The sequence below is a fragment of the Actinoplanes sp. G11-F43 genome (assembly GCF_050589265.1).
GTDB lineage: Bacteria > Actinomycetota > Actinomycetes > Mycobacteriales > Micromonosporaceae > Actinoplanes.
The window spans coordinates 1-22,994 of the sequence record NZ_JBNZCE010000072.1; the positions used below are offsets into that span (position 1 = coordinate 1).

The window sequence follows — 22,994 nt, forward strand, 5'->3', positions numbered from 1 at the left end:
ACGGCCGGGACGGGAATCCCGGGCGCCGCGGGAACGGCCGGGACGGGAATCCCGGGCGCCGCGGGAACCGCCGGGACGGAATGCCCGGCCCGGGCCGGAACGGGTGGTGCCCGGACACGGCAAGTGGGGCGGAACTGCCCGCCGAGCCGGCGGCCGAGGGCTGGAAGCCTGGTTGAAAAAGGTTCAACGGGCGATTTCGGGGGCTTCCGCACACGTAAGATCGACAAGTCGGTCATGGTCCGTGCCCGCGTTCTGCCGCGCGGACCCCGCCGTACCACTGCGGACGGGACGGCGTCGCATCGAGTCCGCCTGAACCATCGAACGAAGGAATGCCGATGAAACCGCAGATCTGGTTCCTGACCGGTAGCCAGCATCTCTACGGCCCGGAGACCCTGCAGCAGGTCGCCGACCAGTCCGCCGAGATCCAGCGGACCCTGGGCGAGGGCCTGTCCGGCGCCGAGATCGTCACCAAGCCGGTGCTCACCGACGCCGGCGCGATCAAGCAGGTCATGCTGGAGGCGAACGCCGACCGGAACTGCATCGGCATCATCGCCTGGATGCACACGTTCTCCCCGGCGAAGATGTGGATCGGCGGCCTGGACGCGCTGCGCAAGCCGCTGCTGCACCTGCACACCCAGCACAACCAGTCGCTGCCGTGGTCGACCATCGACATGGACTTCATGAACCTGAACCAGGCCGCGCACGGCGACCGCGAGTTCGGTTTCATCCAGGCCCGGCTGGGCGTGCCGCGCAAGGTGGTCGCCGGTCACGTCGCCGACCCCACGGTGATCGCCCGGATCGATTCGTGGGCGCGGGCGGCGACCGGTCTGCAGCATGTGCGCGGGCTGCGGCTGGCCCGGTTCGGTGACAACATGCGGAACGTGGCGGTCACCGAGGGTGACAAGGTGGAGGCCGAGCTGAAGTTCGGCGTCTCGGTCAACACGTACGGCGTGAACGATCTGGTCGAGGTCGTGGACCGGGTGGCGGACGCCGAGATCGACAAGCTGGTCGCGGAGTACCGGGATCTGTTCGAGGTGGACGCGTCGCTGCTCGGCGACCGGATCGAGTCGCTGCGGTACGCGGCCCGGATCGAGGCGGGTCTGCGCCAGTTCCTGACCGAGGGCGACTTCGGCGCCTTCACCACCAACTTCGAGGATCTGGGGGGCCTGCGCCAGCTGCCGGGTCTGGCCGTGCAGCGCCTGATGGCGGACGGTTACGGCTTCGGCGGCGAGGGCGACTGGAAGACCTCGGTCCTGGTGACCACGGTGAAGGCGATGGGTTCCGGAACCGGGCGCGGGACCTCATTCATGGAGGATTACACCTATCACTTCGGGCCGGGCGAGCCTAAGATCCTCGGCGCGCACATGCTCGAGGTCTGTCCGTCCATCGCGTCGTCGAAACCGCGGGCCGAGATCCACCCGCTGGGGATCGGTGGCCGGGAGGACCCGGTGCGCCTGGTCTTCGACGCGGCCCCGGGCCCGGCGGTGGTCATGGGCATGGCCGACATGGGTGACCGGTTCCGGCTGGTCGCGAATGAGATCGAGGTGATTCCGCCGGACGAGCCGCTGCCGAACCTGCCTGTGGCCCGCGCCGTGTGGAAGCCCGCCCCGTCGCTGTCCACCTCGGCCGAGTGTTGGATCATGGCTGGTGGTCCGCATCACACTGTGCTGACACAAGCAGTCGGGGCCGAGACTCTGCGTGATTTCGCGGATATGGTCCAGACCGAATTGCTGATGATCGATGAGCGCACGACTCCGGCCGACTTCTCCGACCGCGTGCGCTGGAACCAGGCGTACCACCGCCTGGCCCGCCCCCTGTAACACCGTTCTCAAAGAGGAGATCCACCGTGAAATTCAACCGGCTCGCGGCCGTTTTCACCGCGGTCGCGCTGACCGCCACCATGGCGGCTTGTGGCGACGCGGAGAAGACCGCTGACAAGGAAGCCGCCGCCGGCGGCGACAACACCGGTGCCCTGATCGGCATCACCATGCCCACGCGTTCCTCGGAGCGCTGGATCGCCGACGGCGACAACCTCAAGTCGCAGCTCGAGGGCCTGGGCTACAAGGTCGACCTGCAGTACGCGGAGAACGACATCCCGACCCAGACCCAGCAGCTGGACAGCCAGATCACCAAGGGCGCCAAGCTGCTGATCATCGCCTCGATCGACGGTGAGGCGATCTCCAGCCAGCTGGAGAACGCCGCGGCCGCGGGTATCAAGGTGCTGGCGTACGACCGCCTGATCCGCAAGAGCCCGAACGTCGACTACTACGCGACGTTCGACAACTTCAAGGTCGGCGTGCAGCAGGCCACCTCGCTGCTGACCGGTCTCGGCCTGGTCAACGCGGACGGCAGCAAGACCGACAAGAAGGGCCCTCTGAACATCGAGCTGTTCGCCGGTTCGCCGGACGACAACAACGCGACGTTCTTCTTCAACGGCGCCAAGAGCATCCTGGACCCGTACATCGCGGACGGCACCCTGGTCGTCAAGTCCAACCAGACCGACTTCGCGACGGTGGCCACCCTGCGCTGGGACCCGGAGACCGCCCAGAAGCGCATGGAGAACATCCTGACCTCCACCTACAAGGGTGACACCAAGGTCGACGGCGTTCTCTCCCCGTACGACGGCATCTCGATCGGCATCCTGTCGGCCCTGAAGTCGGGTGGCTACGGCACCGGCGGCAAGTACCCGATCGTCACCGGCCAGGACGCCGAGCTCGCCTCGGTCAAGTCGATCATCAAGGGTGAGCAGTACTCCACCATCTACAAGGACACCCGCCAGCTGGCGAAGACCACCGGTGAGATGGCCGACGCGATCCTCAAGGGCCAGACCCCGACGACGAACAACGACAAGGACTACGACAACGGCGTGAAGGTCGTTCCGGCCCAGCTGCTCGAGTCGCTGATCGTCACCAAGGACAACTACCAGAAGGAACTGGTCGACGGCGGTTACTACACCGCTGACCAGCTGAAGTAATCCGGGTTCCGCGCCCCGCCCGGCTGGTCTACGGGTGGGGCGCGGCCCTCACCGGCCCAAGGAGGGTTGGCATGACCGACACGATCCTGCGGATGAGCGGCATCACCAAGACGTTCCCGGGCGTCAAGGCGCTGCAGGACGTCAACCTGGAAGTACGCAGGGGAGAGATCCACTCCATCTGCGGGGAGAACGGGGCCGGCAAGTCGACCCTGATGAAGGTGCTCTCGGGTGTCTACCCGCACGGCACCTACGAGGGGGACATCGAGTTCGAGGGCGAACCCTGCAAGTTCTCCGGCATCCGCGACAGCGAGCATCGCGGCATCGTCATCATCCACCAGGAGCTCGCACTCGCGTCGAATCTTTCCATCGCGGAGAACATTTTTCTCGGCAACGAGCAGGCGACCCGTGGCTGGATCGACTGGAACAAGACGAACGCCGCCGCCGACGAGCTGCTGAGCCGGGTCGGCCTGGCCGAGCGCGGGGTCACGCCGGTGATCGAGCTGGGTGTCGGCAAGCAGCAGCTGGTGGAGATCGCCAAGGCGCTCTCCAAGCGGGTGAAGCTGCTGATCCTCGACGAGCCGACGGCGGCGCTGAACGACGAGGACTCGGCGAACCTGCTGCGCCTGCTGAGCGGGCTGCGTGACGAGGGCATCACCTGTGTGATCATCTCGCACAAGCTGAACGAGGTGATGGCCATCTCGGACCGGGTCACCATCCTGCGGGACGGTAAGACGATCTGGACCGAGGACACCGTCAACCTCACCGAGGAGAAGATCATCTCGGGCATGGTGGGCCGGGACATGGACCACCGCTATCCGGAGCACACGCCGACCATCGGCGAGGAGGCGCTGCGGATCGTGGACTGGACGGTCTACAGCCCGACCCAGCCGGACCGGGCCCTGGTGCACAAGGCCAATCTGACGCTCCGTCGCGGGGAGATCGTCGGGCTGGCCGGCCTGATGGGCGCCGGGCGTACCGAGTTGGCGATGAGCGTCTTCGGCCGGTCGTACGGGACCAACATCTCCGGCCGGCTGATCAAGGACGGCAAGGAGATCCAGGCCCGGAACGTGCGGGAGGCGATCGACCACGGCATCGCGTACGCGACCGAGGACCGCAAGCGGTACGGCCTGAACCTGATCGAGGACATCAAGCGCAACGTCTCGGCGGCCGCGCTCGGCAAGCTCGCCAAGGGCGGCTGGGTGGACGGCAACGAGGAGTACCGGGTCGCCAACGAGTTCCGCGGCAGCATGAACATCAAGGCGCCGAACGTCGAGGCGGTCGTCGGCAAGCTGTCCGGCGGCAACCAGCAGAAGGTCGTGCTGTCCAAGTGGATCCTCACCGATCCGGACGTGCTGATCCTGGACGAGCCGACCCGTGGCATCGACGTCGGCGCGAAGTACGAGATCTACACGATCATCAACCGGCTCGCCGACGAGGGGAAGGCCGTCCTGGTCATCTCGTCCGAGCTGCCCGAGCTGCTCGGGATCTGTGATCGCATCTACACCCTCTCGGCCGGCCGGATCACCGGCGAGGTGCCGCGTGCCGAGGCCACGCAGGAGAGCCTGATGACTCTCATGACGAAGGAAGTACAGGAGGTAGCGCCGTGACGGCCGCACCAAGCAGCGCCGGTATAGCAACCGGCAAGGGGCCGAACGGGCTTCAGGGCCAGGCGCCGCGGAAGGTCAACTTCGACCTGAAGCAGAGTGGTATCTACATCGCCCTCGCGCTGATCGTCGTGGCCTTCACCGTGGCGACCGGTGGCGACCTGCTCGCCCCGCAGAACCTCAGCAACATCATCGTGCAGTACTCGTACATCCTGGTGCTCGCGATCGGCATGGTGCTGATCATCATCGCCGGGCACATCGACCTGTCGGTGGGCTCGGTGGTGGCCGCCTCGGGCGCGTTCGCCGCGGTCCTGATGGTCGAGATGAACCTGCCCTGGCCGATCGCGGTGCTGGCGACCCTGGCCTTCGGCGCGCTCATCGGTGCCTTCCAGGGTTACTGGGTGGCGTACTTCGGCATCCCCGCCTTCATCGTCACGCTGGCCGGCATGCTGCTGTTCCGCGCGATCACCTACCGGATCCTCGGTAACAAGGGCATCGGCCCGTTCCCGGAGGACGTCCGCACTCTCGCCAACGGCTTCACCCCCGGCTGGCTGAACAACATCGCCCTCGGCCCGCTGGGTGGCGCTGACCTGTTCAGCATCATCGTGGGCCTGCTGGTGGTGGCCGGCATGGTGTTCGTGCAGTACCGCACCCGCAACGCCCGGATCCGGTACAACCAGGCCGTCGACCCGGGCTGGCTGTTCGGCCTCAAGGTGCTGGCCCCGGCCGTACTGGTGATGTTCCTGGTGGTCCAGCTCGCCCGGTTCCGCAACCTGCCCTGGGTGCTGATCCTGCTCGCCGTCCTGGTGGTCGGCTACACGCTGGTCACCAACCGGGCCGTGTTCGGCCGTCAGATCTACGCCGTCGGTGGCAACCTGCAGGCCGCGACGCTCTCCGGCGTCAAGGTCAAGTCGGTGGTGTTCTGGCTGTTCGTCAACATGGGCGTGCTGGCCTCGCTGGCCGGCCTGATCTTCGCCGGCCGGCTGAACCTGGCCGGCCCGACCGCCGGTAACAGCTTCGAGCTGGACGCCATCGCCGCCGCGTTCATCGGTGGCGCCGCCGTCCAGGGTGGTGTCGGCAAGGTGGTCGGCGCGATCACCGGTGGCCTGATCATGGGCGTGATCAACAACGGCGCCGGCCTGCTCGGCTGGCAGACCGAGACGGTCATGTTCGTCAAGGGCGTCGTCCTGCTGGGCGCGGTCGCCTTCGACGTGTGGTCCAAGCGCCGCACCGCGGGTGCCAAGTAGGCGCCGAATAGAAGTTCGTCCCGGACAGGGCCTTGACCGGGACGGCGAGGGCCGGTGCTCCCTGGGAGGAGCGCCGGCCCTTTCTTCGCGCACGACCGGGAATCCAGACCCGATGGGGGTACGCCCCACGGGCCCACGACGATCGGGCAGCCCTGCCCCGTCCGCGCGACCCGGGCGGCACACCGGACCGCCCGGCGACCGCCGGGCGAATGCGGTGGCCGGGGAGAAGGGGCCGGAGAAGCGGTCGGCGCGGAGTGGTCAGTCAGAGAGACACGTCAGCCGGCGGCCGTCGCCTCGGTCAGGGCGGCCACCGCGGCTCCCCGGGCACCGGCCATGTCCCGGTCCGGGACCAGCGCGAACGCCGCCACCGCCTTCTGCTCGTCGCGCAGCTCGGTGTTCTCCCGGACGGTGTTGAGGAACCACTGCCGGAAGTGCGCGGAGGCCTCCACCACCCCACCGCCGAGGAAGTAGGCCGACGGGTCGGTGAAGTTGGCGGCGATGGTGAACAGCTTGCCGATCGCCTTGGCCTGCTGACCGAAGACGGCCAGGGCCAGCGGATCGTCCTTCTCGCCGTAGCCGCGCAGCGCCTTGGCGGCGACCGCGACCGGCTCGGCGGCCAGCGGGTGGTCCGGGAAACGGGTCAGCCAGTACGGCAGCAGGTTGTTCCGGATGCCGGTCAGCGAGGCGATGCTCTCCACGTCCCCGGCGAAGCCGCAGTTGCAGAGCGGCACCGGCTGGCCGTCCTCGAGGACACCGAGCAGCGGGATCTGCACGTGGCCCAGCTCGCCGGCCATCCCGGCCGCACCGCGGACCACCTGGCCGGCCTCGACCACCCCGCCGCCGAGCCCAGTGCCGACGATCGCCGACACCGAGGAGTGTGCCGCCGCGTCGGCGCCGAAGTGCTGGTGGTGGGCGTACAGCGCGGCGGCGTTGCCGTCGTTGTTGTAGACCACCGGCAGGCCGAGCCGGGTCTCCAGGGCGCCGCGGATGTCGAAGCCGTGCCAGGACACCTGGTTGAAGTTGGTGGCGCCCTTCGACGAGATCACCCCGTGCGCGCTGGCCGGTCCGGGGGTGTCCAGCCCGACCGCGCGGACCAGCGACAGCGGGGTGCTGGTCAGTTCGAGGATGTTGCCGAACGCCTCGGCGAGGGCCTCGACCGCGGATTCCGGCCCCTCGAGGACACGGCTCGGGTTCTCCACCAGATTGTTGACGAGGAACTGCCCGGTCGCGTCGAGCACGGTGGCGTTGTTGCAGGTGCCGCCGTTGTCGAGTCCGACGACGACCCAGGAGGACGGGGTACGTACCGTATCTGCCTGATCCACGGTCTTGAGACTAGATGCTGACACCGTTTCCGGTAACGGGTGCGCGGGGATTGCGGCTTCGTTAGTCACGGTTGCGGCCGTGACTCCGCACGGCCCCCGGACCGAACGGATCTGCATGACCAGACCGACCCGCCGCACCGTGCTCGCCGGTTCCGTCGCCACCGTCGCCCTCAGCGCCTCCGGTCTCGCCGTCGCGGCCCCCGCCGCGGCCGCCCCGGCCCCGGTGCTGAAACTGGACGGCGACCCGATCGCCCACCTGCTGCGCCGGGCCACCTTCGGCGCGACGCCGGCCGCGCTGGCCGAGGCGCGGAAGCTGGGCGCGGCGGGCTGGCTGGACCGGCAGCTGGCACCCGGACGGATCGACGACGGCCGCTGTGACGCGGTCCTGGCACGGTTGCCGCTGGCCGGGGCCACCCCCGCCACGGTACGCGCGGGCAAGGCGAAGAACGACGCGTTCAAGCAGCTCGGCCGGGCCGCGATCGCCCGTGCCGCGTGGAGCGAGCGGCAGCTGTTCGAGCAGGCGGTGGCCTTCTGGGCGAACCATCTGCACATCACCGCCCCGTCCAGCGGGGTGTGGGACACCCGCGCCGACTACGACCGCACGGTGATCCGGGCACACGCGCTCGGCCGGTTCGCCGACATGCTGACCGCCAGTGCCCGCCACCCGGCCATGCTGACCTACCTGGACCAGCGGTCGTCGTCGAAGGCGCTGCCGAACGAGAACTACGCCCGCGAGCTGATGGAACTGCACACGGTGGGCCTGGACGGCTACGCCGAACGGGACGTGCCGGTGGTGGCCCGCCTGCTGACCGGGATGACCGTCGGGAAGTCCGGCGGCTACGTCTACGACGCGTCGCTGCACGCCACCGGCGCCGTCGACGTGCTCGGGTTCCGGCACGCCAACGCCGCCGCCGACGGGGAGGCCGCCGCGTGCGCCTTCCTGGAGCACCTGGCCCGGCACGAGCGGACCGCCGAGCGGATCGCCCGCAAACTGTGTGTCCGGTTCGTCGCCGACGAGCCGCCCGCCGCCCTGGTGAAGAGGCTGGCGAAGGTCTACCGGGAGTCCGACACCGCGATCGCGCCGGTGCTGCGCGCGCTCTTCCTGTCGCCGGAGTTCGCCGCCTCGGTCGGGAAGAAGATCCGCACCCCGTTCGAGGACACCATCGCCGCGGTACGCGTCCTCGGCCTCGGCCCCGACGAGTCGGGGGTGAAGTCCCTGGACGCGCTCTACAACCATCTGGTGTCGGCCGGGCACGCCCCGTTCCGCTGGAGCGCGCCGAACGGGTATCCGGACTCCGCCGCCGCCTGGGCGTCCCCGTCGGCGTTCCTGGCCCGCTGCAACCTGCACCTGAACCTGGCCACCGGCTGGTACCCGAGGCAGCTGACCCGGCCCGCCGACCTGCTGCGCTCGCTGGTGCCGGTGCTGCCCGGCAGCTGGGGCGCCCTGGTGGACGCGATCGCCGTACGGCTGCTGGGGGTGAAACTACCCCTGGACCACACCGCGGCGGTGCTCAGTGTCGCCGGGAAGCTGCCGACCAGTCCCCTGACCGGTGCGGACAAGGAGCTGACCGGTGCCGCGCCGTACCTGATCGCTCTCGTCCTCGACTCGCCGTCCTTCCAGCTGAGGTGATCACATGACCGTGACCGAGTGCTGCGAGATCTCCCGCCGTGGGCTGCTGGTGGGGGCCGGCGCCGCACTGAGCGGGCTGGCCGCCGAGGGGCTGAGCACCCGGATGGCGTTCGCCGACGGCACCTACACCGGGGACACCCTGGTGGTGGTGTCGCTGCGCGGCGGATTCGACGGGCTCTCCGCGTTCGCCCCGATCGGCGACGACGACTATTACCGGCTGCGGCCGCGGATCGCCGTACCGAAATCGATGGTCCTCGCCGGGGACGGCATGTTCGGCCTGCATCCGGCGCTGGCGCCGCTGCTGCCGCACTGGAGGTCCGGGAAGCTGGCGGCGGTGCACGCGGTCGGGCAGGAGAAGCCGACCCGGTCGCATTTCGCCGCGATGGAGGCGATGGAGAACGCCGCGCCCGGCAGCGCGGTGCGCACCGGCTGGCTGGACCGGATGCTCGGCCTGACCGGCGCGTCCGGCCCGCTGTCCGCGGTCTCGATGGGCGCCGCGATGCCGTCGCGTCTGCTGGCCGGACCGGCGCCGGACGTGTCGATGACCGGGATCGACGAGTTCCAGCTGGCCGCCGCCGGCAAGAAGCCGATGGCGGCGGCGCTGCGGGCGATGTACTCCGGCGCGCCGGCCGTACTGTCCGGTCCGGCCCTGGCCGCCGACCGGGCGCTGAGCGCCACCGCCCGGATCCCGGGCGCCGTCACCCCGGCGAACGGGGCGGCGTACCCGGACACCGATCTGGGCGCGGCGCTGCGCGACGTGGCCCGGCTGATCAGGGCGAAGGCCGGGCTGGTCACCGCCACCGTCGACTGCGGCGACTGGGACATGCACGAGGGGCTCGGGGCGGCGGTCAAGGGCCAGCGGATGTACGACAACCTGGCCGCGCTGGCCGCCGCGCTGCACGCCTTCGTCACCGACCTCGGTGAGGCCACCATGCGTGACGTGACCGTGCTGACGGTCAGCGAGTTCGGCCGCCGGGTCCGGGAGAACGGCTCCAAGGGCGCCGACCACGGCCACGGCAACGCGATGATGCTGCTCGGTGGTGGGATCAGGGGCGGCCGGGTGTACGGCGCCTGGCCCGGTCTCGGGCCGGGCGCGCTGGCCGACGGCGATCTGGCGGTCACCACCGACTACCGCTCGGTGATCGGCGAGGTCCTGCAGAAGCGCTGCGGCCTGGGCTCCCTGGCCGAGGTGTTCCCCGGAGGCGTCAAACCGTCCACGCTCGGCCTGGCCACCGCCCGCTGAACCCGGCGTCCGCGTGCCGCCGCGCGTCCGCGTGCCGCCCGGAGTTCGCGTGCCGCTGGGCGTTCGCGTGCCGCCCGGAGTTCGCGTGCCGCTTTACGGCTCGAATCGAGCCGTAAAGCGGCACGCGAACGTCAGCCGGGCTCGCCGTCCTTGAGGGCGGCCGGCACGTCCGGGAACATCGGCAGGTAGTCGCTGAGACCAAGGGTGTCGAACAGCCTGCGCAGGAATCCCGACGGGGCGGCGAGACGCACCCAGCCACCCCTCTCGGCGGCCCGGCCATGGGCGGTGACCAGCACCCCCACGCCCATCGAGTCGCAGAAGTCCAGGCCGGACACGTCCACCACCACCCGGGGGGTGGGGCGTTCGACGAGGCGGCTCAGATTGGCCTTCAGGGCCGGCGCGGTGTCGATGTCGAGGGATCCGCGCAGGACCAGGACGGCCGTGTTCGGTGGATGATGCGCGACCGATACCTGCATGTTCGTCTGTCTCTCTGGGTGGAGCGGGCCCGCTTAGGGATCGATGTTCACCCTATGCGAGCCCGCCTCACTACGCAGGTTGCGCCACTCAGGACGCGTTGCGCCACTTGCGGCCGTTGCGGCCGATCAGCCGGTCCGCGTCGGTCGGGCCCCAGGACGCCGCCTCGTACGTCGGGATCGGCGAGGTGTCCCGGTTCCAGTGTTCGATGATCGGGTCGACGATGCGCCAGCTGTGCTGCACCTCGTCGCTGCGGATGAACAGCGACGCGTCACCGATCAGAGCGTCCAGGAGCAGCCGCTCGTACGCCTCGGGGGACTCCTCGACGAACGTCTGGTCGTAGGAGAACTCCATGCTCGCCGTCCGCACCCGGAACGAGTGGCCGGGCACCTTGGCGCCGAACCGCAGCGAGATGCCCTCGTTCGGCTGGATGCGCAGGATCAGGGCGTCCGCGTCCAGGCCGGTCAGCTGGTCGGTGGGGATCGGCAGGTGCGGCGGACGCTGGAACTGCAGCGCCACCTCGGTCAGACGAGCCGGCAGGCGCTTGCCGGTACGCACGTAGAACGGCACCCCGGCCCAGCGCCAGTTGTCCACGTTGAGCCGCATCGCCGCGAACGTCTCGGTGCGCGACAGCGGGTCGACCCCGACCTCCTCGCGGTAGCCGGCCATCAGCTCCTCACGGGTGCCGCCGCGGGTGTACTGGCCGCGGACCGCGGCGTCGGCGATGTCCCGGTCGGTGGGCAGCCGGATCGCCTGGAGCAGTTTCACCTTCTCGTTGCGCAGGCCCTCGGCCTCGAACGACGCCGGCGGCTCCATCAGGGCCAGCGCGAGCACCTGGAGCACGTGGTTCTGCACGATGTCGCGCATCGCGCCGGCGTGCTCGTAGAACCCGCCACGGGTGCCGACCCCGAGCGTCTCGGCCACGGTGATCTGCACGTGGTCGACCCAGGAGCGGTCCCAGATGGGCTGGAAGATCGAGTTGGCGAAGCGCAGGGCCAGGACGTTCTGCACGGTGTCCTTGCCCAGGTAGTGGTCGATCCGGAAGACCTGGTGCTCCTCGAAGGCGTGGTGCACGATGCCGTCGAGCTCGCGGGCGGTGGCCAGATCCCGCCCGTACGGCTTCTCGATCACCAGCCGGGCGAAGGAGCCCTCCCGCGCGTGGTTGAGACCGGCGCCGGCCAGCCCGTTGATCACCGGCTCGAAGGCGCCGGCCGGGGTGGACAGGTAGAACAGCCGGTTGCCCGAGGTGCCCCGGATCGCGTCCAGCTCGTCGAGCGTCTCGGCCAGGCGCTTGTAGGTCTCCGGGTCGTCGTAGCCGCCGGCCACGTAGCGCACCCCACCGGCCAGCTGCCGCTTCTCCGCCAGGCTGCGGCCGCCGAGCGCGCTCTCCGCGAACTGGTCGTCGCTCATCGGTGTGCGGGCGACACCGACCAGGGCGAACTGGTCGGGCAGGCGGCCGTGGCGGGCGAGGTTCTCCACGGCGGGGAGGAGCTTGCGCCGGGTGAGGTCACCGGAGGCGCCGAAGATCACCAGAGTGGCTGGTGGGGCGCTGCGCTCCTGGATGAGCTGAGGTGCGTGGTCCATCTTCTGCGTGTCCTCCGACCGGGTCGTAACCGTCCGTTCGACCTTACGGCGGAGGGGCCCCGAAGAGTTCACCCGCTTCCTGGAAAGCGGGACGAAGTGGCGGTGAACACGTACACAATTCGATGCAGGCCGGGCTAACGCGAAAAAAGTGGCAAACTGGGCTCAAAGGTCTGGCAACGGAGGGGGACCCCGTGAAGTACCGGCTCGTGACCCGAAGTGACTTCGACGGGCTCGTGTGTGCCGTGCTCCTGCGCCATCTCGACATGATCGACGACATCCTGTTCGTGCATCCGAAGGACGTCCAGGACGGCGTCGTCGATGTGACCGACCGGGACATCCTGACGAATCTGCCGTACGACGGCCGGGCCTCCATGGTCTTCGACCACCATCACTCGGAGACCCTGCGCAACGAAGGGGAGCGGGGCAACCACGTCATCGACCCCGACGCGCCGTCGGCGGCCCGGGTGATCTACGAGCACTTCGGCGGGCGGGAGCGGTTCCCCAAGGTCACCGACGAGCTGATGCTGGCGGTGGACCAGGCCGACTCGGCGGACTACTCGCTCACCGACATCCTCAGCCCGACCGGCTGGACGCTGCTGAACTTCCTGATGGACAGCCGCACCGGGCTGGGCCGGTTCCGCAACTTCCGGATCTCCAACTACCAGCTGATGATGCAGCTCATCGACGCCTGCATCGAGCACAACGACGTCGGCGAGATCCTCGCGCTGCCGGACGTGGTGGAACGGGCCGAACTGTTCCACGAGTGCTCCACCCGGTTCGTCGAACAGCTGCACCGGGTCTGCCGGATGGACGGCGACGTGGTGATCGTCGACCTGCGCGACGAGGAGGTGATCGAGGCCGGCAACCGCTTCATGGTGTACGCGCTGTTCCCCGAGGCCCGCGTCTCGGTGCACATCATCTGGGGCCGGCAGAAGCTCAACACCGTGTTCGCCTGCGGCAAGTCGATCCTGGACCGGACGTCACCGGTGGACGTCGGCGAGGTGATGCTGCGCTACGGCGGCGGCGGTCACCTCGCGGCCGGTACCTGCCAGGTGCCGCACGACGAGTCGGACCGGGTGCAGCAGGAGATCATCGACGCGCTGCGGACCGAGCGCGTGGTCACGGTCTGACTTTCGACCGCACGGGCGGGGCTGTCGGACAGCCCCACCCGTGCGGCACGCGGATCACGGGCCTTGCCCGGGCCCCACCCGCTGGTCGTGGCGGTGCGCCCCACGCGCGTCACCACGACGCCCTCACGCCCACCCGCGCGAGGTGGATGTCGTTCGCGAACGGAAGCCGGTTACGGTCTCCGCCGTCGCGAGCGACACCCCTTTCTTCCCATGTGCAGGACCCGGCCTGCAGGAAGATCTCTCAACCCTTGAACGCCCACTTGCTGTCGCCGGTGCCGGCGCCCACCGGTTCCCTGTCCTCGGTGACCTCGTCGGCCGGCTTGTCCTCCGGCTCGCCCGGCTCCTCCTCGGCCCGGTGCCGGCCGCGCAGCAGCGCCCACCCGGCGCCGAGCAGCGCCAGCACCGCGACGATCCAGCCGGAGACCGACATCCAGGACGGGCCCTTCTCCGCCTCGGCCACGATCGCGGCGAACGCCAGATCCTCGGCGGACGGCCCGGCCGCGGTGCCACCACCGTGGTGCGACACCGGCTGGGTGCCGTCCGACGGGGTCAGCGTCATCGACGCGGGCATCACCGGGCCGGCCTTGCCGTCGGCGTACTTCGTCTCCACCGAGAACCGCATCGAACTCAGCGACGGCAGCGGCCCGAGCGCGGCCCGCAGCTCGGCGGACTGTCCCGGCGCGATCGTCGTGCCGTTCACCGCCACCCAGGTGATCGCGTTCGCGGCCTCGGTCACCGGCGCGCCACCGTGGACGCTGTCCATCGGCTTCAGCAGCTTCTGATAGGTCAGCCGCGGCGCCCAGTCGTCGATGGACAGCGGGTACACCTCGGCGATCGGGGTGTCCGCCGGAATCCTCAGCGTCACCTCGGTGATCGGGGCGGTGCCCTCGTTGGTCACCTTGAAGTCCAGGCTCACTCCGCTGCCCTGCGGCGCACTCGCCGGACTCACCGTCACATCAGCCGTGGCCGGAGCGGCGGCCACCAGCACACCGACAGCGGTCACAGCGGTCATCACGCCCGCACGGCGGGCCATCCCCAGATAGCTCACGACATGTAGTTCGGATCACCGGCCGGGATGGTTCAACGTGACCCCAGAAGTTTTCACAAAAGATCTCGTGGCGGAGAATGACGGCATGCGTGACGTGCCCATCGACGGCGACATGATCCGGCTCGGACAGTTCCTCAAGCTGGCAGATCTCATCGACACCGGTGGCGAGGGCAAGATCCTCATCGCGTCCGGCGACGTGACGGTCAACGGCGAGATCGACACCCGGCGCGGCCGTCAGCTCCATCCGGGTGACGTGGTGGAGGTGCTCGGACGGAAAGCCCGGGTGGTTTCTTGAGAATTGCCGGAACCTGAGCGGCCGCCGCCTCGTCAGACCTGACATGACCATCAACCGCGGCCTTCTGACCGCCGCCGCCCTCCCCCTGCTCATGCTGGGCGCGTGCGCCCGGCCCGGCACCGCCGACGAGGCCGGGTCGCCCGGTGCGGCACCGGTCACCGAGAGCACCACCGCCGGCCCGGACACCATCGCCCTGCGCGTGGAGTACCGCGGCGGCTTCGTCCCCGCCGAGTCCATCCCCGGCCGGATCCCCCGGTTCAGCGTCTACGCCGACGGGCGGGCGCTGAGCGAGGGCCCGGTCCCGGCCATCTATCCCGGCCCGGCCCTGCCCAACCTCCAGGTGATCACGCTCAGCCCGGAGCAGGTCGAGAAGCTGACCACCGAGGCCCTCGCGGCCGGCGTCAAGTCCGGCGGCGACTTCGGCACCCCCAACGTCGCCGACATCCCCAGCACCCGGATCAGCGTGGTCACCGCCGAGGGTGAGCAGAGCGTCGAGGTGGTGGCCCTCAACGAGGCCGCCCCCGACGACACGTCGCTCACCGCCGAGCAGCACGCCGCCCGGAAGAAGCTGACCGAGTTCCTGGCCTCCCTGGACCGGCTGTTCGCCGAGGCCACCAGCCCGGCCGCCAAGCCGTACCAGCCGGCCGCACTCGCCGTGCTGGCCCAGCCCTACCAGGACACCGGTGACGGTGCGGGAGGCGCCGCGGTCGCCTGGCCCGGCCCGGCACTGCCCGGCCCGGCCCTCACCGAGCAGCCGAAGGTGGACTGCCTGACCGTCGAGGGCGCCGACAAGGACGCGGTGTGGAAGCTCGCGGAGAAGGCGAACGCGCGCACCCCGTGGGAGTCGGCCGGCAAGAAGTACCAGATCGTGTTCCGGCCGCTGCTGCCCGACGAGACCTCCTGCGACTCGCTGAAGAGGCAGGCGTGACCCCGATCGAGGAGCCGCTGCTACCAGACGTCGCCGTCGCGCCAGTCGCAGACCAGGGTGCCGCCGGCGGGGCCGGTCGCCAGGCGTACCAGGGTGCTGTCGTCGTCCTCCGGGGTGCGGACCACCCCGGCGGGGGACAGCACCGCCGTCGGGCCCGGCCAGGGCACCCAGCCCCGGGCCAGATAGAGCCCGCGCCCTGAGTCGGAGGCGGAGAGCGCGCCCAGGTCGTACCCGCCGTCGATCAGCCTCTCCGCCTCGGCCATCACCATCGCGGCCAGCCCCTGGCCGCGATGGGCCGGATGCACCGCGACCGCCTCGACGTACCCGCAGCGCACCGGCCGGTCCTCGATCAGGAACCGGCGCTGCACCACCGAACCGTGCGCGACCACCGACCCGTCCCGGACCACCAGCGTGTGCAGGCCGCCGAGCGCGTGATCCCAGTCGTGGTCGTCGAAACCACCGTCGAAGGCCAGATCGAGCAGCCCGCGGATCGCCGACCGCTCGGCGCCGGACAGGTCGGCGGTCGGGGCGGTACGCACCGCCCCGGACCGCCTCATCTCAGTGGACCTGGAGCAGGTCGACCACGAAGACCAGGGTCTCGTTCGGCTTGATCGCGCCGGCCGCGCCCCGCGAGCCGTAGCCCAGGTGCGGCGGGATGATCAGCTTGCGGCGGCCACCGACCTTCATACCGGCGACACCCTGGTCCCAGCCGGCGATGACCTGCTGGCCGGCCACCCGGAAACCGAACGGCTCGCCCCGGTTGTAGGAGGCGTCGAACTCCTTGCCCGTGGACTGGGCGACACCGACGTAGTGGACGCTCACGAAGTCGCCGGCCTTGGCCTCCTGGCCCTGACCCTCGGCGATGTCCTCGATCACCAGTTCGGTGGCGGGGGCGTCGGGAATGGTGCCGACATCGGGCTTGCTCATGAATCCTCCAGATTTCTCACCTGACTCGGCCATGCAATCACAGCCCGGAGGCCGGTGAACGAGCGGTGCCTGAAGTCCGTACCCACGGGTGGCTCTTCCCACCGCCGCCCACCTGGAGATCCTCATGCACGTCCGCCACCTCGCCGCCGCCGGGCTGCTGGCCGCGGCGGCCGTACCCGGGCTGCCGTCACCCGCCCTCGCGCACGGCTCACCGACCACACCGATCAGCCGCAACACCGCCTGCGCCGGCAACGGGACACGACGCGACACGGCCGCCTGCAAAGCCGCCCTCAAGGCGACCGGCGGGTTCCTCGGGGCGTACGACAATCTGCGGCTCGCGAACGTCGCCGACGACCGGAAACGGGTGCCGGACGGGAAGCTCTGCTCCGGCGGGCTGCCCGCCTACCGTGGACTCGACCTGGCCCGCGACGACTTCCCGGCCACCGAGGTCGAGTCCGGGCAGAACCTGAGGATCGCGTACCGGGGGACCATTCCGCATCGCGGGTCGTTCCGGCTCTTCCTGACCGAGCGCGGTTTCGAGCCGGACCGCGAGCTCGCCTGGGACGACCTGACGAAGCTGGACGAGATCAAGGATCCGCCGCTGACCGGTGGGTCGTACCGGATGAAGGTGAGACTTCCCCAGAGGACCGGACGGCACATCCTGTACGTGGTGTGGGAGACGTCCAGCACCCCGGACACGTACTACTCGTGCTCGGATCTGGTCTTCCCGGACCCGGGCCCGGCGGTGCCGCCGGCTTCTCCGGTTGCGAAGAGCGCGCCGCCGTCCCCGGCCCGGTCTCCGTCCCCGGCCCCGTCCTCGACCCCGTCCGCGTCGCCCGCCCCGGTGGTCGCGGCGGCAGACACCGGGATGACCACTCTCGGACACTGGCTCATCGGGGGCGCGATCGGTGCCGCCGCCCTGGCAGCGGCCGGTACGGGCGTATCCAGGATGCGCCGGCGGCAAACCCATTGAGGTGCCTCAAAAAATTCTTTTGAACCGCCGGCAACTGGATCTCGTATTGCCGGGCGTCGACGATGCATCGCCTGTCAGGCCCCCCAAAACGACGAAAGGCCAAGCATGAGTCGTGTTCGTTACCGCGCACCGGGCCGCACCAATTCGTGGCTGTCCCGCCGCCGTGTGCTGGCACTCGCCGCGACCGGTGTGGGTGTCTCCGCCGTCTCGGTGGCAGGACTCAGCCTCGCCGGGGAGTCGTCCGCCGAGAGCAACGACGACGGCGCCCCCCTGGTGATCTCTCTGCGCGATGTCAAGAAGGGCACGATCGAAGTCTTCTCCGGGGAGAAGTCCACAGTCGTCACCGACAAGGACCTCGTGAACCGGCTTCTCAAAGCCGCCGGACGCTGACCTTTCCTCGACAGGAGAAACCCCGAGCATGTCCTCTCACCGCGAAGCGCCGGAAATCAGCAAGGACCCGGTCGCCGACAGCTCCGACCTGTACGCGTTCGTCAGCCCCGACGACCCGGACACGGTCACCATCATCGCCAACTACGTGCCGCTGCAGCTCCCGTCGAGCGGCCCGAACTTCTTCGAGTTCGGCGACGACGTGCTGTACGAGATCCACATCGACGCGAACGGTGACGCCCGGCCGGACATCACCTACCAGTTCCGGTTCCGTACCGAACTGCGCAACGACAAGACGTTCCTTTACAACACCGGCCAGATCAAATCGCTCGACGACGAGAACTGGAACCGCCGGCAGTTCTACTCGGTCACCAAGGTCGACAAGAACGGCAAGAGCACGGTCCTGGCCAACAAGCTGCCGTGCCCGCCCGCCAACGTCGGCCGGGTCTCCATCCCGAACTACGCCAAGCTCGCCGAGGACGCCGTCCACAAGCTGAAGAGCCGTGAGAAGGTCTTCGCCGGCCAGCGCGCCGACGCCTTCTTCGTCGACCTCGGCTCGATCTTCGACCTCGCCGTGCTGCGCCCCTTCCGGGACAAGCACCTGGTCGGCCAGGACCTGTTCGCGGCGGCCAGCAAGGCCGTCAACGCCACCGACAAGACCAACGTGCACAGCATCGCCATCCAGGTCCCGCTGGACATGGTGCGCCGCGACGGCAAGAAGCGGGTCCGGGCCAAGGACGCCGGAGCCGTCATCGGCGTGTGGACGTCGGCCAGCCGCCGCCAGGTCGAGGTGCGCGGCGACAAGGGCGGCGGCGACGTGGTGGTCGGCCCGCAGGTGCAGGTCTCCCGGCTCGGCAACCCGCTGTTCAACGAGGTCATCGTCCCGATGGCGGAGAAGGACAAGTGGAACAGCCTGCCGCCGAGCGAGGACAAGCGCTTCGCCGAGTTCGTCGCCACACCCGAGCTGGGAGCACTCCTGCCGGTGCTCTACCCGGGTCTCTTCGACAACCTGGACGCGCTGAACAAGAAGAAGGAGCCGCGCGCCGACCTGCTCGCGATCCTGCTCACCGGCATCCCGGACGGCATCATCGACGGGTTCCAGAACAACACCGGCAAGGTTCAGGCCGACATGCTGCGCCTCAACACGGCCATCCCGCCGGCGGCCAAGGAGAACAAGTTCGGTGTGGTCGGCGGTGACCTGGCCGGCTTCCCCAACGGCCGGCGGATCGCCGACGACGTGGTCTCCATCTCGCTGCGGGCCGTGGCCGGCGCCACCGTGCCGCTTGTCGACGCCGAGTTCGAGGCGGACGCCGCCGCGGGCCTGGTCGAGCAGGGCCTGAGCATCAACGACGTGAGCGCCAAGCTGCTCAAGAAGTTCCCGTTCCTGCCCACTCCGTTCGACGGTTTCAACAACCCGTCCTGAACCAGCGCGTCCCCCGGAGGAACACAGTCATGAGCATCGGCCACGGCGACCACCACCATCACCACCACACCCTCGCCCCGTCCGGGCAGGGCACGGTGATGCTCGACATCGGCGACGGGATCGGCGCACTGATCATCCACACCCCGAGCTGGCTGCACGGGCACGAGATCGAGGTGTCACCGGTCGACGACACGTCGGCGCGTACCCACGCCGCGGTCCGGGCCCGGTACGTCCGCTCCGGTGTCACCTACTGCGTGGTCATCGACAGCCTCGCCGAGGGCCGGTACGTGGTCTGGCAGGACGACGACACCCCGCTCACCCAGGTCGACGTGCGTGGCGGCGCGGTGGCCGAGGTCACCTGGCCGGCGAATGTGGTCCCCGGAAGGACGCCGGTAGCGGTCTAGTCTGGACGGCATGGCAGTCGGTCGGCTCCCGGGTCCGGCGGCGCCGGGAGCCGACGCCCCGGCCCACGCCGGCCTGCGCACCGGCGACATGGACGAGGCCCGGGAGTTCTGCCGCCGGCTGTACTACGGCAGGCTGGAGATCGAGCCGGTCGGTGATCCCGGCCGGCTGGAGTTCAGCGCCGACGTGGCCGCCTTCGGCCCGGTGACGCTGGGCGAGATCCGGTACGGCACCGACATCCGGATCTCCATCGGCGCCCTGGAGACCGCCTACCACGTTCTGGTCCCACTCTCCGGGCGGCTGCGCTCCCAGCACCGGGGCACGGTCAGCCTGGCCGACCCGACCCGGGCGCTGGTCTACCGCCCCACCGGCGACATCGAACTGGAGTGGCCGGCCACCTGCCACCTGATGAGCGTCAAGGTCGAACGCGCCGCCCTGGAACGCGAACTGGACGCCGCCCTGGACCAGCGGGTCGTCTCCCCGCTGCCGTTGGGCACCGGTTTCGACCTGGTGGACGGCCCCGGCCGCACGTGGTCCGCCCTGGCCCGCCTGCTACTGCGCGAACTGATCACGCCCGGCACCCTGTCCACCAGCCCCCGGATGGCGGCCCGCTGGCGAGACATGGTGGTCAGCGGCCTGGCGTTGACGGTGGAACACCCGTACGGCGAGGAGCCGGCCGGACTACAGGGCCCTCTTCGCCCGCGAACGGTGAAACGAGCCCTGGACGCGATGCACGCCGAACCCCGCCGGGGCTGGACGACCCGCGAGTTGTCCACGGTGGCGGGCGTAGGAGTCCGGGTCCTCCAGGAGTCGTTCCGCCAGCACGTGGGCATGTCCCCGCTGACCTACCTACGCCGCCTGCGCCTGGACGGAGTCCACGCCGACCTGTCCCGCTGCGACCCCGGCCAGACAAACGTGTCCGAGGTTGCCTACGGCTGGGGCTTCACCCACTTGGGCCGCTTCGCCGGCGCCTACCGCTCCCGCTTCGGCACCACCCCTTCCCAAACCTTACGAAACCGCCTCTAACCACCCCCGGACCTCACCCCCGGACCTCACCCCCGGACCTCACCCCCGGACCTCACCCCCGGACCTCACCCCCGGACCTCACCCCCGGACCTCACCCCCACCTCACCGCCGTCTGGCTGTCTTGCCGCCGCCGTCTTGCCAACGCCGTCTGGCTGTCTTGCCGCCGCCGTCTTGCCGCCGCCGTCTTGCCAACGCGGCCTTGCCGCCGTCTCGGCATTTCCTGTCTCGCCGCCGTCTTGCCACCCTTTTTCGAGTCACCTCATCTCGCGACGCCCCCATCTGGCGGCCCACCTGCCCCCGTGGCCCGCCATCCGCTCACCCCGAGCCCAACGGCGCCGAGACATCCACCTGACCCGCGTCCTGACGGCAGCGTGGCATTCAGATACGTCGAGAAGCCAATACCGCCGAGCGGCAGCCCTTAAATATTTACTGAGGCGGTCCGGGTTTCCCAATAAATTGTCAGCGCCGTCACATGAACCTAAGAGGAAGGAAGTTGGCATGATCCAGTTCTGACACTTCGCTCGCGGGATGGGGGAAGATTCTTGTATGGGGCAGATGGCGTTGTTCAGCGTTGCCGGTCTACGCGACCGGACAAGGGCAAGAAACTATTCTCCAAGCCGAGACGATTTCCGGCGAGACCACGAGCGCCGCCGCCACTTCGGCTTACAGCGCCGCCACGCGGAAAAGCTTCGCCGCCTAAATCTGGACGCGCCAGGAACATTCGAAGATCGCGCCGCCAAAATACGAGAAAAATGGTCAGACCCCGCGTCGTCCGGTTCTGCGCCGTCGTCCGGTTCTGCGTCGCTCGGCTCTGCGTCGCCTGGATCCACGCCGTCCCGGTCCACGCCGTCCCAGTCCACGCCGTCCCAGTCCACGCCGCCCCAGTCCACGCCGCCCCAGTCCACGCCGCCCCGGTCCACCTTGCCTGAGCCCGTGGCGGCCCGGTCCAAGTCGTCTGGGCCCGTGGGAGTCCGTTCTGCGGAGCTCTGGCCTGTGGTGCCCCGGTCCCATGGAGCCCGGTCTACGGAGCCCGATCCTGTGGCAACTTGGCCTGCATCGCCGCAGCTCGCGACAAACCGGTCCGTGGGGCGGCCAGCGAGGATTCCGTCCGGCCCGAGTGGTGTTCCCGCAGCGGTTCGTTCTGCGTACCGGCAGGGGCCTGCCATGTCACACCAGCCGTGCTCTCGTCTGTTGTGTCATGCCACGTCTCGGCCGGCTGTCACTCCGCCACCAGGGTCGCTCGTGTCGTGGTCGCAGCGAACTTCGCAGTCATCCGATTTCCTAGGCCTGTCCACCACGGCGAGCCTGCCCACCACACGCGGCTGTCCAGCCTCGGTTCTCCCGCCTGCTGTTTCCGTGTCTTCTATCTCCCGCCAACTCGCCGTTCCTCGCCCGCCGGCCGTATCTCGCCCGCCGGCCGTTCCCCGCTTGGTTGCCGTTCCCAACCTGCCAGTTGCTTCCCGTCAGCTTGCCGCTCCTTGCTTGCTTGCGGCTATTTCGGGCGTTTCGCCCGCCCAGCTGAGGCGTCTTTCGGTTTTTGCGACAGAGTCGCGTTATCGCAAATATATTGCGTTACGACCGGCTGCTGCTAAGTGTTCGTATCATGCTATTTTGCGAATTTGCGCGGGGCGCGCTCCTCCTGTTTTGCGGTTTTGAATTCGACCGCACTATAGTTTGCGGGGCTGTTTCATTTGTGAGGTTGGTGTCTGCTGTGTTGCGTCCCTGTATTTAGGGAAGATTTTATTCGCTGGACGTCATTAGTCGTGGATTATTTTGCCTTTTGTTCGCTTTGTGGTTGCGATTTGGGTGGTGTGGCGGGTTTCTACGGCTGTGGCTGCGCGTCACGGAAGAGGTGAGCATTCGGAAAGGCGAGCATTGCGGAAGGGGCAAGCCTCCGGGCAAGGAGAGCAGCAGGGCAGCATGACAGGCCGGTGGGGCAGCAATGCGGTCGGGACGGTAGTGCGCAGGTCAGGCGGGTGGGGCGGTGGTGCAGCAGTTCAGGCGGGTGGGGCGGTAATGCGGCAGGACAGGCGGGTGGGCGGTAGATGCGGTGGGCCGGCAGTGCGATGGGCCGGCAGTGCGCGGTGGGGCGGCGAGGCGTGGTGCGGGGGCGGTGGGGCGGCAGTCTGATCGGAAATGGACGGCCCGCCCGGTCTCTGGTGTGGAGACGGGGCGGGCCGTTGTGGCTGGGGAGCGGCTTGGGAAGCCTGGCCGGGCGGGCGGCTCCGGGCGGGGCGGGCAGCTCTGGCCGGACGGTCGGCCCCTGCCGGGCGAACGGGGCAGACGGTTCCGGCGGCTCCGGTCGGGGTCGGCGGTTCCAGGTGGGACCGGCGGTTCCGGCGGCCCCTGCGGCTCCGGCTGGACAGACCGCTCCGGC

At 69.3% G+C, this 22,994-nt stretch carries 20 protein-coding genes; 14 read left to right on the forward strand and 6 right to left on the reverse strand.

Annotation, left to right across the window (positions count from 1 at the left end; all coding sequences use genetic code 11):
• Positions 1-335: 335 nt before the first annotated feature.
• The 4 genes from araA (at position 336) to mmsB (ending at position 5,825) form a co-directional block, all read left to right on the forward strand.
• Positions 336-1,820, forward strand: a complete 1,485-nt coding sequence (gene araA, locus ACQ0O7_RS44480) for an L-arabinose isomerase (protein ID WP_430791980.1) — start codon at positions 336-338, stop codon at positions 1,818-1,820.
• Positions 1,821-1,846: 26 nt separating this feature from the next.
• Positions 1,847-2,974, forward strand: a complete 1,128-nt coding sequence (chvE, locus tag ACQ0O7_RS44485) for a multiple monosaccharide ABC transporter substrate-binding protein (RefSeq protein ID WP_430791981.1) — start codon at positions 1,847-1,849, stop codon at positions 2,972-2,974.
• 71 nt (positions 2,975-3,045) lie between these two features.
• Positions 3,046-4,581, forward strand: a complete 1,536-nt coding sequence (gene mmsA / locus ACQ0O7_RS44490; protein WP_430791982.1) for a multiple monosaccharide ABC transporter ATP-binding protein — start codon at positions 3,046-3,048, stop codon at positions 4,579-4,581.
• Positions 4,578-5,825, forward strand: coding sequence for a multiple monosaccharide ABC transporter permease (gene mmsB / locus ACQ0O7_RS44495; RefSeq protein WP_430791984.1), 1,248 nt, complete (start codon positions 4,578-4,580; stop codon positions 5,823-5,825). Before mmsA ends, mmsB begins: the two co-directional genes overlap by 4 nt.
• Positions 5,826-6,100: 275 nt before the next feature.
• Here mmsB and ACQ0O7_RS44500 read toward each other — a convergent pair whose 3' ends face one another.
• Positions 6,101-7,147 carry an ROK family protein gene (locus ACQ0O7_RS44500; RefSeq protein ID WP_430791985.1) on the reverse strand — a complete coding sequence of 349 codons (1,047 nt, stop codon included), beginning with the start codon at positions 7,145-7,147 and terminating at the stop codon, positions 6,101-6,103.
• Positions 7,148-7,262: 115 nt separating this feature from the next.
• Here ACQ0O7_RS44500 and ACQ0O7_RS44505 point away from each other — a divergent pair, with 115 nt between their 5' ends.
• Positions 7,263-8,777, forward strand: coding sequence for a DUF1800 domain-containing protein (locus ACQ0O7_RS44505; protein ID WP_430791986.1), 1,515 nt, complete (start codon positions 7,263-7,265; stop codon positions 8,775-8,777).
• Between the two features lie 4 nt (positions 8,778-8,781).
• The gene (locus ACQ0O7_RS44510; RefSeq protein WP_430791987.1) at positions 8,782-10,020 is read left to right on the forward strand and encodes a DUF1501 domain-containing protein; all 1,239 of its coding nucleotides are present in this window, start codon (positions 8,782-8,784) and stop codon (positions 10,018-10,020) included.
• Between the two features lie 131 nt (positions 10,021-10,151).
• Here ACQ0O7_RS44510 and ACQ0O7_RS44515 read toward each other — a convergent pair whose 3' ends face one another.
• Positions 10,152-10,496, reverse strand: coding sequence for an STAS domain-containing protein (locus tag ACQ0O7_RS44515; protein ID WP_430791988.1), 345 nt, complete (start codon positions 10,494-10,496; stop codon positions 10,152-10,154).
• A gap of 88 nt (positions 10,497-10,584) precedes the next feature.
• Positions 10,585-12,078, reverse strand: a complete 1,494-nt coding sequence (gene zwf / locus ACQ0O7_RS44520) for a glucose-6-phosphate dehydrogenase (RefSeq protein ID WP_430791989.1) — start codon at positions 12,076-12,078, stop codon at positions 10,585-10,587.
• A gap of 191 nt (positions 12,079-12,269) precedes the next feature.
• On the opposite strand from zwf, the gene ACQ0O7_RS44525 reads away from it, so the two are divergent.
• Positions 12,270-13,208, forward strand: coding sequence for an exopolyphosphatase (locus ACQ0O7_RS44525; RefSeq protein WP_430791990.1), 939 nt, complete (start codon positions 12,270-12,272; stop codon positions 13,206-13,208).
• A gap of 241 nt (positions 13,209-13,449) precedes the next feature.
• Here the strand turns inward: ACQ0O7_RS44525 and ACQ0O7_RS44530 are convergent, their stop codons facing one another.
• Positions 13,450-14,256: a DUF1775 domain-containing protein gene (locus ACQ0O7_RS44530; protein WP_430791991.1), complete on the reverse strand. Its 807-nt coding sequence runs from the start codon at positions 14,254-14,256 to the stop codon at positions 13,450-13,452.
• An 85-nt stretch (positions 14,257-14,341) separates the two neighbouring features.
• Between ACQ0O7_RS44530 and ACQ0O7_RS44535 the strand changes: the two genes are divergently transcribed.
• Together ACQ0O7_RS44535 and ACQ0O7_RS44540 are read left to right on the forward strand one after the other, a co-directional pair.
• The gene (locus tag ACQ0O7_RS44535; RefSeq protein ID WP_430791992.1) at positions 14,342-14,551 is read left to right on the forward strand and encodes an RNA-binding S4 domain-containing protein; all 210 of its coding nucleotides are present in this window, start codon (positions 14,342-14,344) and stop codon (positions 14,549-14,551) included.
• A gap of 43 nt (positions 14,552-14,594) precedes the next feature.
• Positions 14,595-15,479, forward strand: coding sequence for a hypothetical protein (locus ACQ0O7_RS44540; protein ID WP_430791993.1), 885 nt, complete (start codon positions 14,595-14,597; stop codon positions 15,477-15,479).
• Between the two features lie 20 nt (positions 15,480-15,499).
• On the opposite strand, the gene ACQ0O7_RS44545 is transcribed toward ACQ0O7_RS44540, so the two are convergent.
• Together ACQ0O7_RS44545 and ACQ0O7_RS44550 are read right to left on the reverse strand one after the other, a co-directional pair.
• Entirely contained in the window at positions 15,500-16,036 is a 537-nt protein-coding gene (locus ACQ0O7_RS44545; RefSeq protein ID WP_430791994.1) for a GNAT family N-acetyltransferase, read from the reverse strand.
• 1 nt (position 16,037) lies between these two features.
• On the reverse strand, positions 16,038-16,406 hold the full coding sequence (locus tag ACQ0O7_RS44550; RefSeq protein ID WP_430791995.1) for an FKBP-type peptidyl-prolyl cis-trans isomerase: 369 nt from the start codon (positions 16,404-16,406) through the stop codon (positions 16,038-16,040).
• Positions 16,407-16,494: 88 nt separating this feature from the next.
• Here ACQ0O7_RS44550 and ACQ0O7_RS44555 point away from each other — a divergent pair, with 88 nt between their 5' ends.
• The 5 genes from ACQ0O7_RS44555 (at position 16,495) to ACQ0O7_RS44575 (ending at position 20,617) form a co-directional block, all read left to right on the forward strand.
• Entirely contained in the window at positions 16,495-17,379 is an 885-nt protein-coding gene (locus ACQ0O7_RS44555) for a lytic polysaccharide monooxygenase (protein ID WP_430791996.1), read from the forward strand.
• A gap of 105 nt (positions 17,380-17,484) precedes the next feature.
• Entirely contained in the window at positions 17,485-17,769 is a 285-nt protein-coding gene (locus ACQ0O7_RS44560; RefSeq protein WP_430791997.1) for a hypothetical protein, read from the forward strand.
• Between the two features lie 28 nt (positions 17,770-17,797).
• On the forward strand, positions 17,798-19,189 hold the full coding sequence (locus ACQ0O7_RS44565) for a DUF4331 domain-containing protein (RefSeq protein WP_430791998.1): 1,392 nt from the start codon (positions 17,798-17,800) through the stop codon (positions 19,187-19,189).
• Positions 19,190-19,218: 29 nt separating this feature from the next.
• Positions 19,219-19,593, forward strand: coding sequence for a phospholipase (locus tag ACQ0O7_RS44570; protein WP_430791999.1), 375 nt, complete (start codon positions 19,219-19,221; stop codon positions 19,591-19,593).
• Between the two features lie 10 nt (positions 19,594-19,603).
• Positions 19,604-20,617, forward strand: a complete 1,014-nt coding sequence (locus ACQ0O7_RS44575) for an AraC family transcriptional regulator (RefSeq protein ID WP_430792000.1) — start codon at positions 19,604-19,606, stop codon at positions 20,615-20,617.
• The last annotated feature ends 2,377 nt before the right edge of the window (positions 20,618-22,994 follow it).

Coding starts and splice junctions, on each gene's coding strand:
- araA (WP_430791980.1), top strand. CDS start 336: ATGAAACCGCAGATCTGGTTCCTGACCGGTAGCCAGCATCTCTACGGC.
- mmsA (WP_430791982.1), top strand. CDS start 3,046: ATGACCGACACGATCCTGCGGATGAGCGGCATCACCAAGACGTTCCCG.
- ACQ0O7_RS44505 (WP_430791986.1), top strand. CDS start 7,263: ATGACCAGACCGACCCGCCGCACCGTGCTCGCCGGTTCCGTCGCCACC.
- ACQ0O7_RS44510 (WP_430791987.1), top strand. CDS start 8,782: ATGACCGTGACCGAGTGCTGCGAGATCTCCCGCCGTGGGCTGCTGGTG.
- ACQ0O7_RS44515 (WP_430791988.1), bottom strand. CDS start 10,496: ATGCAGGTATCGGTCGCGCATCATCCACCGAACACGGCCGTCCTGGTC.
- zwf (WP_430791989.1), bottom strand. CDS start 12,078: ATGGACCACGCACCTCAGCTCATCCAGGAGCGCAGCGCCCCACCAGCC.
- ACQ0O7_RS44535 (WP_430791992.1), top strand. CDS start 14,342: ATGCGTGACGTGCCCATCGACGGCGACATGATCCGGCTCGGACAGTTC.
- ACQ0O7_RS44540 (WP_430791993.1), top strand. CDS start 14,595: ATGACCATCAACCGCGGCCTTCTGACCGCCGCCGCCCTCCCCCTGCTC.
- ACQ0O7_RS44545 (WP_430791994.1), bottom strand. CDS start 16,036: ATGAGGCGGTCCGGGGCGGTGCGTACCGCCCCGACCGCCGACCTGTCC.
- ACQ0O7_RS44550 (WP_430791995.1), bottom strand. CDS start 16,406: ATGAGCAAGCCCGATGTCGGCACCATTCCCGACGCCCCCGCCACCGAA.
- ACQ0O7_RS44560 (WP_430791997.1), top strand. CDS start 17,485: ATGAGTCGTGTTCGTTACCGCGCACCGGGCCGCACCAATTCGTGGCTG.
- ACQ0O7_RS44565 (WP_430791998.1), top strand. CDS start 17,798: ATGTCCTCTCACCGCGAAGCGCCGGAAATCAGCAAGGACCCGGTCGCC.
- ACQ0O7_RS44570 (WP_430791999.1), top strand. CDS start 19,219: ATGAGCATCGGCCACGGCGACCACCACCATCACCACCACACCCTCGCC.
- ACQ0O7_RS44575 (WP_430792000.1), top strand. CDS start 19,604: ATGGCAGTCGGTCGGCTCCCGGGTCCGGCGGCGCCGGGAGCCGACGCC.